The sequence below is a fragment of the Paraburkholderia sp. C35 genome (assembly GCF_003121405.1).
Taxonomy (GTDB): Bacteria; Pseudomonadota; Gammaproteobacteria; order Burkholderiales; family Burkholderiaceae; genus Paraburkholderia.
Genome location: NZ_QBUY01000044.1, coordinates 1 through 16397 on the forward strand (window position 1 = coordinate 1; position 16397 = coordinate 16397).

17 protein-coding genes are annotated in these 16397 nt (G+C 61.9%); 3 read left to right on the forward strand and 14 right to left on the reverse strand.

What is annotated here, in order from left to right:
* The 3 genes from DK391_RS23800 to DK391_RS23810 form a co-directional block, all read right to left on the reverse strand.
* Positions 1 to 905: threonine/serine dehydratase (locus DK391_RS23800; protein ID WP_109480449.1), on the reverse strand; the 905-nt coding region annotated here is incomplete at its 3' end.
* An 11-nt stretch (positions 906 to 916) separates the two neighbouring features.
* Positions 917 to 2056 (reverse strand): succinylglutamate desuccinylase/aspartoacylase family protein, encoded by a 1140-nt coding sequence (locus DK391_RS23805; RefSeq protein ID WP_109480450.1) that lies wholly within the window; start codon positions 2054 to 2056, stop codon positions 917 to 919.
* A 172-nt stretch (positions 2057 to 2228) separates the two neighbouring features.
* Complete coding sequence (locus DK391_RS23810) at positions 2229 to 2867, reverse strand: LysE family translocator (protein ID WP_109480451.1); 639 nt, start codon at positions 2865 to 2867, stop codon at positions 2229 to 2231.
* Positions 2868 to 2974: 107 nt separating this feature from the next.
* On the opposite strand from DK391_RS23810, the gene DK391_RS23815 reads away from it, so the two are divergent.
* Positions 2975 to 3826: a LysR substrate-binding domain-containing protein gene (locus DK391_RS23815; protein ID WP_109480452.1), complete on the forward strand. Its 852-nt coding sequence runs from the start codon at positions 2975 to 2977 to the stop codon at positions 3824 to 3826.
* A gap of 18 nt (positions 3827 to 3844) precedes the next feature.
* On the opposite strand, the gene DK391_RS23820 is transcribed toward DK391_RS23815, so the two are convergent.
* The gene (locus tag DK391_RS23820; protein ID WP_109480453.1) at positions 3845 to 4423 is read right to left on the reverse strand and encodes an NnrU family protein; all 579 of its coding nucleotides are present in this window, start codon (positions 4421 to 4423) and stop codon (positions 3845 to 3847) included.
* Between the two features lie 210 nt (positions 4424 to 4633).
* Here DK391_RS23820 and DK391_RS23825 point away from each other — a divergent pair, with 210 nt between their 5' ends.
* Positions 4634 to 5227 (forward strand): DUF1007 family protein, encoded by a 594-nt coding sequence (locus DK391_RS23825; RefSeq protein ID WP_109480454.1) that lies wholly within the window; start codon positions 4634 to 4636, stop codon positions 5225 to 5227.
* Complete coding sequence (locus DK391_RS23830; RefSeq protein ID WP_109480455.1) at positions 5221 to 6336, forward strand: high frequency lysogenization protein HflD; 1116 nt, start codon at positions 5221 to 5223, stop codon at positions 6334 to 6336. Before DK391_RS23825 ends, DK391_RS23830 begins: the two co-directional genes overlap by 7 nt.
* A gap of 20 nt (positions 6337 to 6356) precedes the next feature.
* Here the strand turns inward: DK391_RS23830 and DK391_RS23835 are convergent, their stop codons facing one another.
* The 10 genes from DK391_RS23835 to DK391_RS23880 all read right to left on the reverse strand — a co-directional run bounded on the left by DK391_RS23835 (position 6357) and on the right by DK391_RS23880 (position 16394).
* On the reverse strand, positions 6357 to 7082 hold the full coding sequence (locus tag DK391_RS23835) for a GGDEF domain-containing protein (RefSeq protein WP_109480456.1): 726 nt from the start codon (positions 7080 to 7082) through the stop codon (positions 6357 to 6359).
* A gap of 1 nt (position 7083) precedes the next feature.
* Entirely contained in the window at positions 7084 to 7479 is a 396-nt protein-coding gene (locus tag DK391_RS23840; RefSeq protein WP_109480457.1) for a DUF1987 domain-containing protein, read from the reverse strand.
* Positions 7480 to 7497: 18 nt separating this feature from the next.
* Entirely contained in the window at positions 7498 to 8061 is a 564-nt protein-coding gene (locus tag DK391_RS23845; protein WP_109480458.1) for a SiaB family protein kinase, read from the reverse strand.
* A gap of 3 nt (positions 8062 to 8064) precedes the next feature.
* Positions 8065 to 9306 (reverse strand): SpoIIE family protein phosphatase, encoded by a 1242-nt coding sequence (locus tag DK391_RS23850; protein ID WP_343225444.1) that lies wholly within the window; start codon positions 9304 to 9306, stop codon positions 8065 to 8067.
* 441 nt (positions 9307 to 9747) lie between these two features.
* On the reverse strand, positions 9748 to 10860 hold the full coding sequence (locus DK391_RS23855; RefSeq protein WP_109480460.1) for a Gfo/Idh/MocA family oxidoreductase: 1113 nt from the start codon (positions 10858 to 10860) through the stop codon (positions 9748 to 9750).
* A 51-nt stretch (positions 10861 to 10911) separates the two neighbouring features.
* A complete protein-coding gene (locus DK391_RS23860; RefSeq protein ID WP_109480461.1) occupies positions 10912 to 12024 on the reverse strand; it encodes a porin in 1113 nt (370 codons plus the stop codon).
* Positions 12025 to 12098: 74 nt separating this feature from the next.
* Positions 12099 to 12908 carry an SDR family NAD(P)-dependent oxidoreductase gene (locus DK391_RS23865; RefSeq protein WP_109480462.1) on the reverse strand — a complete coding sequence of 270 codons (810 nt, stop codon included), beginning with the start codon at positions 12906 to 12908 and terminating at the stop codon, positions 12099 to 12101.
* Positions 12905 to 13798 carry an aldose 1-epimerase gene (locus DK391_RS23870; protein ID WP_109480463.1) on the reverse strand — a complete coding sequence of 298 codons (894 nt, stop codon included), beginning with the start codon at positions 13796 to 13798 and terminating at the stop codon, positions 12905 to 12907. The genes DK391_RS23865 and DK391_RS23870 overlap by 4 nt, the downstream gene beginning before the upstream one ends.
* 2 nt (positions 13799 to 13800) lie before the next feature.
* Positions 13801 to 14634 carry an aldolase/citrate lyase family protein gene (locus tag DK391_RS23875; RefSeq protein ID WP_239482930.1) on the reverse strand — a complete coding sequence of 278 codons (834 nt, stop codon included), beginning with the start codon at positions 14632 to 14634 and terminating at the stop codon, positions 13801 to 13803.
* A 17-nt stretch (positions 14635 to 14651) separates the two neighbouring features.
* Positions 14652 to 16394: an IlvD/Edd family dehydratase gene (locus tag DK391_RS23880; RefSeq protein ID WP_204117426.1), complete on the reverse strand. Its 1743-nt coding sequence runs from the start codon at positions 16392 to 16394 to the stop codon at positions 14652 to 14654.
* Positions 16395 to 16397 lie beyond the last annotated feature (3 nt).

A 16397-nucleotide genomic window follows, 5' to 3' on the forward strand; every position in this document is an offset into this window, starting at 1 on the left:
ACCACAACACCCCCCCCCCCGCGCCCCGCAGCCGCAACCTGCAAAAAACCCGCAACCGCAACACCCGCCGCGCCTTCCACCATCCATCTATCCGTCTGCGCGAGCCGCTTCATCGCCGAAGTAATTTCCTCCTCGCTCACCAGCACGCACCGATCGATCACGCGCTGCGCAATCGGCAACGTAATCGTATCCGGCTCGACACCGCCTGCCGTGCCGTCTGAAATAGTATCCGTCTCCTCCACATCGATCACCTTGCCCGCCTGGATGCAGCGGTAAAGCGTCGTAGCATTCGCCGGCCAACACCCCACGACGTCCGTGCTCGCGCTCGCCGCCTTGATCGCCGAACCGATGCCGGAAATCAATCCGCCACCGCCCACCGACGCGAACACGGCTGCCAGTCCTAGCTGCTGCTCCATCAGCTCGACGCCGATGGTGCCTTGCCCCGCAATCACATCGATATCGTTGTACGGCGAGACGAACGGCAATCCCGCCGCTTGCGCACGCCGCGCCGCTTCGAGTTCGACTTCCAGCGTCGAAGCGTCGATCGTGACGACCGTCGCGCCAAGCGCGCGTATCGCGTTCAGCTTCACGGGCGACGCCGTCACCGATGCATACACCGTCACCGGCACGCCCGCGAGCTTGCCCGCCAGCGCGACGCCCTGCCCATGATTGCCCGTCGATACCGTCGCGACACCGCGGCGCCTGATCTCGGCATCGAGCAAACGCAGCTTGTTCGATGCACCGCGAAACTTGAACGAGCCGGTGTGCTGCAGATGCTCGCACTTCAGGTAGACATCGCAGCCCGTCTGCTCCGACAGCAGCGCGCTGTGCTCGAGCGGCGTCACGCGCACCTGCGGTCTGAGCACGCGGTGTGCGTCGAGAATGCGTTCGTAGAGATCTTCCATCGTCGGGCCTTTCAGAAATCGTTCAACAGATTGCCGGCCGTGCGGCCCGGCAGCGGCGTCGCGCCAGCCAGCAACGCGATCCGCTGCCCCGCCTTCACCAGCCTGAAGTGCTGCGCAACCACGAAAATGCCGTCGACATCGCTGAGCACACGCTCGCGTGGCGCGTCGGGCGGCGCATCGATGCGCACGATCTCCGCGATCAGATCACCACGCGCAACGGTATCGCCCGGTTGCTTCGCGTACACGACAATCCCCGTCGAAGGTGCACCGACATGCGATAAGCCTTCCAGCGGATAGACACGCGGTTCGGCTGTGCGCTCCGCATCGTGTTCGTCATAATCGATGATCGACTCGGCCGCGAGAAAACGCAGAATGCCTTGCGCGTCGGCGATAGCGAGTTCATCGCTCACATCCGCCTGACCGCGCAACTCGACAGAGGCGGCAAATCCGCTTTGCGCTGAATCGACGAGACCCGCCGACGCCAGCACGTTCCAAGGCTCCATATACGCTTCGTCGAATGGACCGCCGCCCGCGCGCTCTTCGAGAAACACGGCTTCGATACGCATTGCCTTCGCGAGCCGCAACGCGCGCATCTCCTGTGCACGCGTGCTGTAGAGATGCAGGATGCCGCGCGTATCGCAATGCAGATCGAGCAGGATGTCGTGCTGCAACGCCTCGCGCAGCAGATGCAGTTTGTTTGCCCTGACAGGATCGCGTGGCGACTGTGCAGCAAGCAGGCGCGCGAACAGCGCCTTGAATTGCGTCACGTCGTTGCGCTCGAAGCGCGCGTCGCTCAACGCGTGTTCGACGGCGCCCGCAATCGACGGAAAATGGCGGTTGAAATTTTCGCCGTTCTCCAGATTGAAGCGCCCGGTGGGCATGCCGAAAATCCGCTGACTCATGCCGACGGGATTCGCAAACGGCAACAGGACAATGCGCCCCTTGATGCGCCCGTCCGCTTCGAGCGCGCTCAACATGCGGAGCAGGTGATGCACGACCAGCAAGCCGGGATGCTCGTCGGCATGCAGGCCCGCCTGAATGTACGCGCTGCGAGTCGTGGCGCCCGTGCCGTCAAAGGTGTATCGGATCAGCTGATGCGCGGCGCCGGGCGCCACCTGCGGCAGGTCTATCGTCTCTTTGTGCACCGTCACGTCGATCTCGCCCTTTTCAAAGGTTGCTCGAAAAACAGATCCACCGCAAAGCCGTTTCGTCGAAGAGACGGAGAAGTCTCATATGGACATATTTATCCATAATAGACTACTTGTGGATTTTTTTCCAAGCGGGATCGTCGACGGGTGATTGGCCGTCACACGCAGCAAAGCGTCACGCCGCCATATGCCAGTGCCACGCGTCCAGCGCCATTCTCGCGCCGAGCGCGAGCAGCATCGCGCCCATCACGCAGCGCTGCACGCCGAGCCAGTTGGGACGCGTCGACAGAAAGCGCGCCAGGTTGCCCGAGAACATCGCCACCGCCGTGTTGACGGAAGCGAAGGCAAAGATCAGGGAAAAGCCCAGCGTCAACGACTGGCGGAACACGTCACCCGCGCGATAGTCGATGAATTGCGGCAATAGCGACAGAAAGATCAGTGCAAGCTTGGGATTCAACAGGCTGGTGGTCGCGCCCATCGCGAACAGCCTGCGCGGCCTTTCTATCGACGCGACTTCGACCTGCAACGGCGAACGGCCGCCGGGCCTCAACATCTGCCAGGCGAGATACAGAAGGTATAGCGCACCGCATACGGCCAGCATGCGCGCTGCGCCGGGTATCGCGAGAAACAGCGTCGTGATGCCGAACGCCGCGCCGAACATGTACGTCAGATAGCCGAGCATCACGCCCGACAACGAAATCAACCCGGCGCGCGTGCCTTGCGCGACCGAGCGCATCATCACGTAGACCATGTTGGGACCGGGCGTCACGGCCAGCATGCCGCCTACGGTGATGAATTCGACCATCGTTCTCATACGCTGCCTCGCTACGTCCGTGATACCGACCACGCTGGCAGTATCGATTTGCCCGACAGCTAAGTAAAACGATTTAAACTGAATGAATTCCTCAATTTTTCTGACTGATGAAAAAGCTCGATCTGGACGTTCTGGAAATGGTCGTCGCCGTGGCCGACACGGGCTCGTTTGCGCGCGCCGCCGCATCGTTGCACCGCACGCCGTCGGCCGTCAGCATGCAGATCAAGACCATCGAAGAAGCGCTTGGCAAGCCGCTATTCGTGCGTACTACACGTAACGTCGCGTTGACGGAAGAAGGCAGGACCATCGTCGACTACGGCCGGCGCATGCTGGCGATGCGCGAGGAAGCGTGGTCTTCAGTCGTGCGTCCAGAGATACGAGGCCGCGTCACGATCGGCGTGCCCGACGATTACGCGTCGTCGCTGCTGCCCACGGTGTTGCGCAAATTCGCGGTGGCGCACCCGCGCGTTCAGGTGCGCGTGATCGGCATGGCAAGCGGCGCACTCGTGCCTTTGCTGAAGGACAACACGCTCGATCTCGCATGCATCACGAAGACGCGCGGCGTCACGGGCGTGCCGATCCGTTCGGAGCGGATGGTGTGGGCCGCCGCGCGCGGCAACCAGCAGATATGGAAGGAGCGTCCGCTGCCTATCGCCGTGTTTGCGCCCGGCAGCACGGCGCGCGCGCATGCAATTGGCGCGCTGCAGCAGGCCAATATCCGCTATCGGATGTCGTATGAAAGCCCGAGTCTGCTCGGCCTGATCTGCATGGTGGAAGCGGGGCTCGCCGTCGCGCCGCTCGCGCGCTGCAGCGTTCCGCCGCATCTCGCGCAACTCGGCGAGGCGGAAGACCTGCCGCCCCTCGCCCCACTTGAAGTCGTGCTGGCACGCAGCGCGCGCTCATCGCGACCGCCGTGCGATTTTCTCGCCGAACAGATGCTCGCTGACCTCCGGCCCTAGCGTGTCGCCGCGCGTACGTCAGCCGAACGGCTTCACGCCGAACAACCAGCCATGCAGAAAGAACGCGAATACGGCCCAGATGACGACACCCGCCACGACGGGCATCACGTCGCGCGACAGCGTGCCGCTCGGATAGATCACACCCTCAGCGCGATCGCGCCGCAGCGCGGCGGCAAAATCGAGCACGGCCCACACGAAGAATGCACCGAACATCACGACCGCGTTCAGCGTGCCATTGGCGATGAGATGTCCCAATGCCCATAGCGCGACAGCGAATGTCATCGGGTGCCTGAAAAACGACTTGAAATGATTGCCCGGCGCGTGCGCGGCCGGAAACAGAATGAACGTGAGAAGTGTCAGCAGACCCGTCAGATGCGGTGCCCACACGGGCGGCGCCCACAGCACGTCCGGCTCGCGCCGTGCCATGCCGTAACCGAGGATGATCAGCACCAGCCCGATCAGGGAAACGACGGAATACGCCGCTTTCCATTTTTTCTCGCCCATCCGTGCAATCTGCGCCTTGCGCCAGTCTTCGGCGACGATGCGAACCGAATGCCCACCCAGAAACAGCAGCAACCCCACGATCAGTAGCAACATGACGGCTCCTCGTGACAGATGTCGATGCGTGGCAACGATTGTGCTGCATGCTGCCCGATGTGCCAATATCGCTCTGCGCGTGCCGGGCGTGCTCATGCGACAATGACGCGCTTTCTCGCGACATCGCCTCATTCCTGAAAGAAAGCAACGGCATGCTCGATGCGCTTGCAACATGCCGGCCTGTCATCGTAGAACCTACAACCACACGCGATGTTGAATCTTTCTTTCATGAGGCGGCTCGCGGGTGCCGCCCTGTTCGTCGTATCCGGGGTGGCTGCCGCGCATCCACATGTGTGGATACGGTTTACCGCGCACGTGCAGATGCAAGGCACGTCCGTCACTGCCATAGCGGAAACATGGCGCTTTTCAGAAGGCTTTCCAGTCCAGCTCGTCGGCATCGATACCTTGCCCGATAGCGGACCACTCGACGCCAGGCAGACCGCGATCTTCCGCGAACAGGCCTTCTCGTCGCTCGCGGGAGCCGGTTACTTCAGCCACCTTTATGCCGACGGCGACGTGCAACGTCTGGGCAATCCCACAGGCTTTCGCGTATCGATCGATCAGGGCAAGCTGGTCTACACCTTCGTATTGCCGCTCAAAAAGCCCATCGATGTGACGGCTCACAAGGTGTCACTCGGCATCTGGGACGAATCGTTCTTTGTCGATTACGAACCGGATGGCGCGAATGCCGTCAGCATCGACGGACACGCGGCTTCGCCCTGCACCGCCAAGCCCTTTCAGGATCACGCGCACCCGATCTTCAACGGCATCGTCGTGCCACAAGCGACGGCCATATCATGCTGAACTTCGAACGCGGTTTGCTTCGTCTGATGCTCGCGCTTTGCATCTCGGTTGCAGCGGGCGTTTTCGCTGCGCCATCGCAAGCGGCTTCTGCCGCTGTCGATGTATACGGTCAACCGGTGAAATCGGCTTCTTCGCCAGCGGAGAGCGCTGAGTCAGCCAGCGCGCCGTCCGCCAGCGTCAGCACGCAAACCATCGTGCTGCCCGAGTTCGTGCGCACCGTGCTCGCCACGTCGATCATCTGGCAAGGCCGGCTCAACGCACGCATCGCCGACGCCGCGCAAGATCTGCGACGCACCTCGACGCCATGGACCTGGCTCGCTTTGCTCGGCCTTTCGTTCGCGTATGGCGCGCTGCACGCGCTGGGACCCGGACACGGCAAACTGGTAGCAGGCACGTGGATCGGCTCGCGCCAGACGCGCATCGCGCAGGCCGTCGCGCTGGCTAGCTGGAGTGCCGCCGTGCAGGCGATGAGCGCGATCGTGCTCGTGTTCGGCGCTGTGTGGTTCGCAAAGGAAGGTGTAACGAGCGTGCTGTCCAGCGCGGCCTCGCTCGATATCGTCAGCTATGCGCTGTTGTGTGTGGCGGGTGGCTGGACGATCTACAGCACGCTCGCGCGGCGCGACTGCTGCGTCGATCCGCGCGCGTTGAAACTCGTGCCTGCGGAACGCGCCAGCGCATCGGAGGACGAACCGGCTTACCTCGGCGCAAAGCTGCAGCTTCGTGCGCGGGACTCGGGGCAATCGAAGCTGTTCGGGCGCGTGCGGGTCTCCGTCACCTCGCAGATTCTCGCCACAGGCTTCGCATCGGGTGTGCGGCCCTGTGTCGGATCGATCTTCGTGCTGATTGCGTCGGTGGCGGCGCACGCGCCGTGGGTGGGTATCGCGGCGACTTTCGCCATCGGTGCGGGCGTTGCCGTGACGGTGACGCTGTTCGGCTTGAGCGCGATCGGTGCGAACCGGTTCTTCATGGGCCGCAGTGGACACCTGCGCGCACGGTTCGATGCGACACGACGCGTCGTCGCGATAGCAGGCGCACTCGTCATCGTGCTGTTTGGCGCCGTGCAGGCCGCGCTGATTCTCGGCGGCTACGTGCAACCGGCTTTGACGTAAGCGCGGCTCACGTCGGCGCTTTACGCGCCAGCAAACTCCACGCGATTGCGCCCGCTGCGTTTGGCGCGATAAAGCGCTTCATCGGCCAGGCCATACGCGGTGTCGAAATCGGTCCCAGCGGCATTCGCGCTGACGCCAAAGCTCGCCGTGATGCGGCGGTCGACGGGCGATGCAAACACCAGCCGGCCAATCGCTTCACGCATCTTCTCGGCATGCTGCAACGCATCGGCTATTTCGAAGCCCGGTAGCAGCACGGTAAATTCTTCGCCGCCCACGCGGCCAATGAAACCCGGCTCGCGCACGATTCCGCGCAGACATTCCACGATCCCCATGATCACGGCATCGCCCGCCGGATGGCCGAAGTCGTCGTTGACGCGCTTGAATTCGTCGATGTCGAGGATGATCATCACCGCGCTGTCGTGGCGCAAGGCCTTCGCCGTGCGCTCGATCACCGCGCTGCGGTTGAACACGCCCGTCAATGCATCATGCGTCGCACGGTGCGCCAACTGCTGCGCGAGCGCCTGCATTTCGCGCTCGGCGCGATCGCTGCGGCCAATCAGGCGCCGCGTCTCGCGCATCAGACGCTCGTAGTGCGTAATCAGTTCGCCGAGCGACTGGCGATATTCGCTCGCATCGGCGTGAGCCGCTGCATGGATCGCACGCGCCTTGTCGAGCGCCTCGTTCTCGCTCTGGAACAGATCGGGTGCGTCGCTCGTGGGCGCATCCAGAGAGGAAGTCCGCGGCACCTTATTGTCCCTGATGAGCGACCGGGCGATCGGTGAACTCGATCGCATGAAAATCGGCCTTCAGTTCTTCACCGAACTCGAAGATCGTTTCGTCTTCTTCGTCGCGATACCAGTTCATCAGTACGCGGCTGCCCGATTGCGCAGCTTCGTCCAATGCATCGAACACGCTGAACAGCATCTTCGTGCTGGAGCTGTTGAAGTAGGTCAGAACGACATCGACGGTGATCACCGCGCCCACCGACTCTGCCAGATACTGGCGCAACTGTTCGATGACGGGTGCGTAAAACGCCGCTGCATTCTCGGGATACGACTCGCCCCGCAGCAGCAGCGAGTGCTGGTCGAAACGAAAGTCGACTTCAGGAGAGGTCGCTGTCGCGGCAATGTAGAGATTGTCCATAGCTCGTGCGCCTTATACTCAGATGATGGCCTTCAGGCAAAACAGCGTGGTTCCGGGTTCGTCGGCACGCGGATGAAACTCGAATTCAAGCGGTGCGCTCGCGTCGCGCGCCATCGTCAGGAAGCCGAGGCCTGCGCCCTTGCTGTCCTCGGGCGTATCGGCCCGCAACGAGACCTTGTAGGCCTGCTTGATCTCTTCCACCGACATGCTGCGCAACGGTTCCAGCTTGTTGCGCAGTCCTTCGACGTCTGCCGCAGCAATCGGATTGACGCACATCATCAGATGCCTTTCACCTTCCGTGCTGATGCAGACGGCGCCTTCGCGAATCGAGCCGCCGCCTTCGCTGTCGGGTTGAAGCGAATCGGAAGAATAGTGAACGATGTTCTGCGACAGTTCGACGAACGACGAAAACAGCTTGCGGCGCGTCGGCCCGCTCACGCCGGCAATTTCCAGCTGCAGCTTGACCACCTCGCCCATCGCGGCCACGATGTTATGAGAAAAATATCCCTTGTGATAGAAGAGAACGTTACGCCGCTGCGCCAGATCGAAAAAGGCGCTGTCTTGATCGAGTAGTTGAGACATGCTTTATTGGTCGGTAATGCGGGCACAAAACAGGGTGAGGTCATCGCGGCGCGGTTGCGCGCCTTGCCAGTCGGCCAGCGCAAGCCGCACTTTTTCGCAGATGACGGAAGGCGCTTCCGTACGATGCGCGAGAATCAGATCCAGCGCGCGGCGCCGGCCGAAGGCGATGTTCTTCGGCCCGCCAATCTGGTCGATCAGGCCGTCCGTGCAGATGAACAGCAGACTGCCCGGCGGCACCGAAATCTTGCGCAGCTTCCACGTGTAATCGGCCAGACTGTCGACATAGCCGACACCCATGCGATCGCCCGCAATGGTTTCGAACTGGTCCGCGTCCGGTGTGAGAATGTGCAGTGCGATTCGCGCGCCCGCAAAATGCAGCAGGTTTTCGCGCGTATCGAACCAGAAGAATGCAGCGTCGAGACCATCGTCCGATTGCGACACTTCGGCGCTGCTGTTTACCTGGCCCAGCAGCGTCTTCACATTGCGATTCACGGCGGCGAGCAACGCTGCGGGATCGCGCGGCCCGATCTGTTCCAGCGCCTGCGACAGCGACGCCGACGCGAGCAGCGTCATGAACGCGCCCGGCACGCCGTGCCCGGTGCAGTCGGCCGCCGCACCGAACCAGCCGTGCGGGAACGCAGCAAAATGATAGAAATCGCCGCCGACGACATCGCGCGGCTCCCATACGAGTGCTGCATCGGGAAGATTCGCAGCGAGCGTGTCGCGCGACGCGCGCAGCATCGCGCGCTGGATCACGCTCGCGTATTCGATGCTCTGCATGATCTGGCGATTACGTTCCGCCTGCATCTCGGCCACTGCGCCAAGCAGTTGAAGGCCGCTGCCAAGACCCACGAAATTACCGTCACGCGTCACGATAAAGCCGTCCACCAGCGCCTTCTCGCCGACTTCGACCGTCTTGAACGTGAGCGCTTCGATGCTCATGCCGGCATCGACGACCAGCGGCTCCTTGTCCATGAACGCGATACAACTCTTCTTGTCGTAAAGCTCGCGATGGAATGGCTTGCTCATCTGCGACAGGAAGATATCGCGATTGATCAGTCCGATAGGCCGGTTGCCTTCGATCACCGCGAGACTCGTCATGTCACGGCGCGAAGAGAAGATTTCCATCACGGCAGAATTGGGATCTTCGGCGTCGACGGAAGGAACCTGCTGACACAGGTCGCCCGCAGAGCGTGGTTCACCTTGTGCAGATGAACGGCGTAACCGTGAAAACGCGGGATGCATGGCGAAGCGAGCCGGTCGATGGAGGAACCCTGCACGCTAATGTTTCTCTGTGTACTTTACGTGACAGAAAATAAATTCTTTAGACAATTGACAACACAATTCCTGAATCCGTTATTCAACCGTTATGGTGGTGATTGAAAAAGATCTGCTATTCATCACGAATACTTGCAGAATAAACAAATGCAAACGTTTGCCGTTCGAAATATAGAAAAGCACCGGATTTAGTGCATCTTTCTCGCGTTGGACCAATACCGTCGGCACTGCCGAAACGCCGGGATGAACGACGCAATCCGCAGAGTACTTTGTGTTTATTTGCGTCGTTAATCGCCACGCAAACGATTGCCTTTTCGCTGGCGTGCGGAATGTACTAAAAACCCCGGCAAAAAATCACGCTCCCGAAATAAGATATTCGGGAGCCTATATTTCAGCGCAGACCGGTTATCAGTGAAGTGTCAGGCCGTTGATTTCCACCACGCGCTTTTCCCTGATCGACTGCTCAGCCGCCAGCCCGATCACGACCGCCTTCAGCCCGTCTTCCACCGACACCTTGACGGGCGCCCCTTCCAGCACCGACTGCTGGAAACCGAGGTGCTCGAAATACGTCGATCCATGATGCGCGCCGAGGCTAAGCAGTTTTTCATCTACCTCGACGGTGCGCCGCACGGGACCCTTCGGGTCACGCGGACTCACCACCAGTTCCGCCTGCCGCTCACCGCGTCCCGGCCAGTGCTTGCCCGCGCCCGGCACGAAGCACTCCACCTTGCCTTTGGCGCCCACCGCCGCGAACTCTTCCTGCCAGTACGCACCATCCGCGAACATGCACAGATCGAGACTCGCGCGCCGCCCGCTCTTGAACTCGACCACCACGTACGCGTTATCGATCATGTCGGGTACGTTGCCTTCGTACGATTCGTCGCGATGATTGACGTCGGCTGCCCCCGAAGCGAACACGCGCACCGCTTCATCATCGACGATCAGGCGCATCAGATCGAAGAAATGGCAGCACTTCTCGACCAGCGTGCCGCCCGTGCGTGCAGCAAAGCGGTTCCAGTTGCCGACCTTGGTCAGGAAAGGATGGCGATGCTCGCGGATCGAGAACATTTTCAATTCGCCAATCTGCCCGGCATGGATCTCGTCGATCATCGCCGTGAGCGGCGGCATGTAGCGGTATTCCATGCCGACCCACAACGGCGCACGATACCCTTCTGCTGCCTCGGCGAGATGACGGCAATCGGCAATGGTCGTGCAGATTGGCTTTTCGATCAGCGTCGGGTAAGCCGTCGGCGCACTGAGAATGTCTTCGAGAACGGCGCGATGCGTATCGTTCGGCGTGGCCACAACCAGCACGTCGCAAGCCTTGCTTTTCAGCAGATCGCGATGATCGGCAAACACCTGCACGTCGCGTCCCAAGGTCTTCGTGGCCGATGCAATCGACTCCGCATGCGGATCCGCCAGCGCCGTCACCATCGCGTTCGGCAGCAGCGCGATATTGCGAAGATGCTCCTGTCCCATCATGCCGGCACCGATCACGCCGTATCTCAAAGGCTCAGTCATGGAATCTCCTTCAGTGTAGAAGCGTGTGCGAATCCGCACACGCAGGAATGGTCAGAACGACGTGCGCAGGCCCACCGTCACCGCCCACGGATCGAAGCCTGGCGTCACAGTCGAATAGGTTGAATTGAGCAGCGCGAAGCCCTGCGTCGAATGGCTGTTGTTGGTGATCATCGACGCGTAGCCATACAGTTGCGTGCGCTTCGACAGAAAGTACACATAGCCCGCGTTGTAGGCCATTGCACGTGCCTCAGCGTTCTCGATGCGGCGCGCCACGCCCAGTTCGATATCGCCAGGTCCCGCCGGAATCTTCGCGTTGACGAGAAACGCCGACGCAAACCAGTTGGTCGCGTCCGTGCGCTTCGAATAGATATAGTTCACGCCGACAAAATTGCCGCTGTAGCCGTACGTTGCAGCAAACACATGCGTGAGTTGCGACGACGCCGTCAAGGTACTCGTGTTCGCGTAGTACTGGTAGCGGTTGAAGCCGTAGCCGAGCATCATGCCGAAGCGCTGGTACATCACGTTCGCGCCGATGTTGCGCCCGTCCGCCGTCTGTCCCGACGCATTCTGCGCGCCGAACGAATAGCCGATTTCGCTCGACAGCCCGTTGATGTTCGGCGTGCGATAGCGCACCGCATTCGGATAGAAGCCACCCGTACCCGATTTGCCGAGCGTCGTCGTATGTTCGAGCGACATGATCGCGGCGGGATTCGACAAGCCATACGTCGCGACGTCCGAAGCGAGGAACACCCAGTAAATCGGCAGGTACATGTAGCCTGCATCGATGCTGCCGTAAGTATTGCTCGACAAACCCACCGACGCGCCACGATTGAACATCGTCGAGCCGCCGCCTACACCTGTATAGGTGTTGAAGCCCGTTTCGAGCTGGAAGTTCGCGCGATAGCCACCGCCCAGATCCTCGCTGCCGCGAAAACCGAAGCGCGACGCCTGCAGATTGCCGCTCGCCGCCATCGCTGTCGCGCCCACTGTGTTGTTGAACTTGCCGTACTGCACAGCCGAATCGACGATACCGTACAGCGTGAGCGTCGATTGCGCCCACGCAGCCGTGTGTCCCGCTGTCGCCAGTGTCGCAGCCACTGCGCCGTTTCGCAGGCACGAGCGCGCCCACGCGCCCTTTTTCAGGCACTTTTTCGTGTGAAGCATCAGAAAGTCTCCAGATTCCTTTGGTTTTAGTGGTTCTTCTAGTGATGACGCGAGAGCGAGTGGCTGCCGTCCGTCTAGCCGACGACCGACACCTGCGCGAGTCCTGCATCGACGATCAGGTTCTGGCCCGTGATCGCCGCCGCTTGCGGACTCGCGAGAAACAGCACCGAATCCGCGATATGCGCGGGCTCGACGCGGAACTTCAGGCACTGCAAATCGAGAAACTGCTGATCCGAGGCAGGATCGCGCCACAGTGCAGTTTGTCGCGGCGTGACGACGGCGCCGGGCAACACCGCGTTCACGCGAATGCCGCCGTCGCCGAGTTCGCGTGCGAGCGTGCGCGTGATGCCGGAGATCGCGGCTTTCGATGCCGTGTAGCCGATCAGATTAGGCCGTCCACGCAGCCATGAAATCGAGCCGAGATTGACGATCGAACCGCCGCCCGCTGCGCGCATGCCCGGTGCAACGCGTTGCGTTGCGAATACGTGATGAGTCAGATTGACGGCGAGCATCTCGTTCCACATCTCGACGGACAGATCGTCGAGTGCATGGCGCGTGTCGCGGCCCGCGTTGTTCACCAGCGTGCGGATCGGTCCCAGTGCGCGAGCCGCGTCATCGAGCACCGTGCGATACGCGTCGATGTCGCGCACATCGCAGCGTGCAAACCAGGGGCGCACACGCCTGACAGACGACGCATCGCCGCCCGTGCTGCCGAGCCGCTCGCATAGCGCATGACCGGCCTGTTCATCGAGATCGCAAAAGGCCACTTGCGCGCCTTGTTCCCAGAATGCTTCGACGATCGCTTCGCCGATGCCCGACGCGCCACCCGATACGAACGCGACTTGCCCGGCCAGTGCCGGATATAGCGGACGGGTTGAATTCATGACTCGCTCCTGATTGATTCGGTATTCAGCGCCTGCATCGACATGACGACGCCTGCTTCAAGTGTTTCGCCGCGCGCGAGCACATGCATCGGCGGCTCGTTGCCGTTCAGCGCGTTGTTCGCATGGCTGACGGGTTCGAAGGCGAAAAACGGCTGACCTGCGGGACGGAACAGCACGGCGCAGCGCAACGCATCGCTCGCCTCGATGACAACGCGATGGTCTGGCGTGTCGATATGCGCGCTTCGGCTCCAGCCGGTAAAGCAGTTATCGACCACGGTGTCGTCCATCGGACCGAACTGTGGCGGGCGCGCGGCCTCGCATGGCAGATCGTTCGCGTCGCTGACCAGCATCGAGGTCCATGCGGTGCGCAGATGCGTGGCGCCCGTCGCTGTATCGAGTGGAAAGAACGGATGCCATCCCAAACCGCACGGCGCGCTGCGCGTGTCGGTGTTGGTGATGCGCAAGTCGAGCCGCAACGCATTGCCGTCGATTGCGATGCACTGCTGCGCTTCGAACGCGAACGGCCAATGCTCATCCGGTGTGTGCGTGAGCCGCATATCGACTGCATTCGCAGCGCTTGCGTGCACAGACCACGCGCGCTGAAACCCGACACCGTGAATCGCATGCGAGATGCCCGCCAGATTCTTCGCCAGCGCGTGACGCGTATCGCCGAACCTGAACGAACCGAACGCGATGCGATTCGAAAACGGCACGAGCGGATAGCACGCCGTCTTGCGCACATTGCCTGCTGCCAGTTCAGCAGCAGGCGTTGGCCGCAGCACGTCGCGGCCACGCCAGCGCGCATCGATGATCGCGCCGCCAAGCGAAGGCGCGACGCGCACCTGCCAGGCGTCGTTACTCAGCGACAACAGTTCGGTTGCGCTCGACATGATCAGTAAGGTCCACCCGCATTCGCGTTCGCCTTCACCTGATCGAATTCGGCGATAAATGCATTCGCCTGCCGCATCATCATGCCCATGTCGGATGCAATCGCGACGTAGTCGTAACCCATCTCGACAAACTCGCGCACCATCGCGGGCGTCGGTCCGACAATGCCGATCGGCATGCCGATCGCGTTCGCGCGGCGTGCGCAATCGGCGAGCGCGGCGCGCACTTCGGCATCGGCGAGATTGCCGATCTTGCCCATCGCCGCCGACAGATCGCCCGGCCCGACGAACAGCGCATCGACGCCCGGCACAGCGGCAATCGCTTCGAGTTGCGCGACGGCTTCGGGCGTTTCGAGTTGCACGATGCACGCCGTCGCTTCGTTGGCGCGCGTGCCGAATTCGCTCCACGTGCCATAACGGCTCGCACGATGCATGGCCGCAAAGCCACGCGTGCCGAGCGGCGGGAACTTGATCGATGCGACGGCTGCACGCGCTTCTTCCGGGCTTTGCACGTAAGGGAACATCAGCGTCGGCGCGCCCATGTCCAATGCGCGCTTCGCGAGCGTCGCATCGTTGCGTGCAATGCGCACGATGGGCGCTGCGCCACCGCATTCGACCGCCTGCAGCATATGCAGCACATCCGTGAATTCGAGCGGTGCGTGTTCCATGTCGATCAGCAGCCAGTCGAAGCCTGCATGTCCGAATGCTTCCGCCGATGCCGCCGAACCCGACATCAACCATGTGCCGAGCGGTTTGACGCGCATCGCGCTGTTGTCGCTACGTTGGATCGCGTCACGAAACGCATTGCGCGTGGGATCTTTCTTGATGCTGTTAGCCATGTCGTTATGTCCTGTGTTCAGAAAATCGACGGTTCGACGGGTTCTTCGAAGCCTGTGAGAAAGTCGAAGTCGCAACCTTTGTCCGCCTGCGAAACGCGCTCGATATAGAGCCGGATGTAGCCGCGCTTGCGCGGCGCGGGCGGCGCGCGCCAGTCTTCGCGGCGGCGCGCGAGTTCTTCGTCGGACAGCACCACATCAAGGCGCCCCGCTTCGACATCGAGTTCGATCATGTCGCCCGTGCGAATCAGCGCGAGTGGGCCGCCTGCCGCCGCTTCGGGCGCGACGTGCAGCACACAGGTGCCGTAGTGCGTGCCGCTCATGCGTGCATCGGAGATGCGCACCATGTCGCGCACGCCTGCTGCGAGCAGCTTTTTAGGAATCGGCAGATTGCCCCATTCGGGCATGCCGGGCGCGCCGATCGGACCGCCGCCGCGCAACACCAGCACCGTGTTCGCATCGACATCGAGATCGGGCGCATGAATCTTCGTGTTCATCTCGGCAATCGAATCGAACACGAGGGCGCGCCCGCGATGCTTCATCAGATGCGGGCTGGCAGCGCTCGGTTTGATGACGGCGCCATCCGGCGCAAGATTGCCGCGCAGCACGCCGAGCGCGCCGCGTTCGCTGACGGGATCGGTCAACGGACGGATTGCATCTTCGCCTTGCGGACGCTGACCCGCTTCGAAGCGCGCGATGTTCTCGCCGAGCGTTGCGCCCGTCACCGTGACGCAGTCGAGCGTCAGATATTCCTTCACGCCGCTGAGCAACGCAGGCAGGCCGCCCGCGTAATAGAAGTCTTCCATCAGGCGCTTGCCGGACGGGAACACGTCGGCGAGCACCGGGATGTTCTTGCCGATGCGCGCGATATCGTCGAGCGTCAACGGCACGTTGCCGCGGCCTGCAATCGCAATGGTGTGGATCGCTGCGTTGGTCGAACCGCCCAGCGCCATATACGTGACCACGCCGTTCTCGACCGACTTGCGATTGAAGAAACGGCTCGGCTTCAGGTCTTCCCACACCATGCCGACAATGCGCTCGCCGCTCGTCGAGCACATACGTGTATGCGACGAATCCATCGCGGGAATGCTGGTCGCGCCAGGCAGCGTGAAGCCCATCGCCTCGACGATCGACGTCATCGTGCTGGCCGTGCCCATCGTGTTGCAGGTGCCGGGCGCGCGCGTCATGCGCGCTTCGAGCGAGATCCACTCGGGCTGTTCGATGTTGCCCGCCACGTACTCGTCCCAGAACTTCTTCGTATGCGTGCCTGCGCCGACTGCCTGACCGCGATGACGGTCGTTGAGCATCGGGCCTGCCGGCACGAAGATGCACGGCAGATCCGCCGACAGCGCACCCATCAGCAGGCCAGGCGTGGTCTTGTCGCAACCGCCCATCAGCACGGCGCCGTCGATAGGCAGCGAGCGCAGCAGTTCTTCCGTTTCCATCGCGAGGAAGTTGCGGTAGATCATCGTGGTCGGCTTGACCATCACTTCGCCGAGCGACATCGCGGGCAACTCGAACGGCATGCCGCCCGCCTGCAGGATGCCGCGCTTGACGGCTTCCGCGCGCTCACGCAAATGCGCGTGACACGGCGACAGATCGCTCCATGTATTGATGATGCCGATCACCGGCCGCGACATGAACTCTTCGCGGCGCAAACCCATTTGCTGCAGACGCTGACGATGCGCGAACGAGCGCATGTCATCGGGTGCGAGCCAGCGCTGGCTGCGCAGTTCGCTGAGTTGTTTGAGCTTTTGTTGCACGAT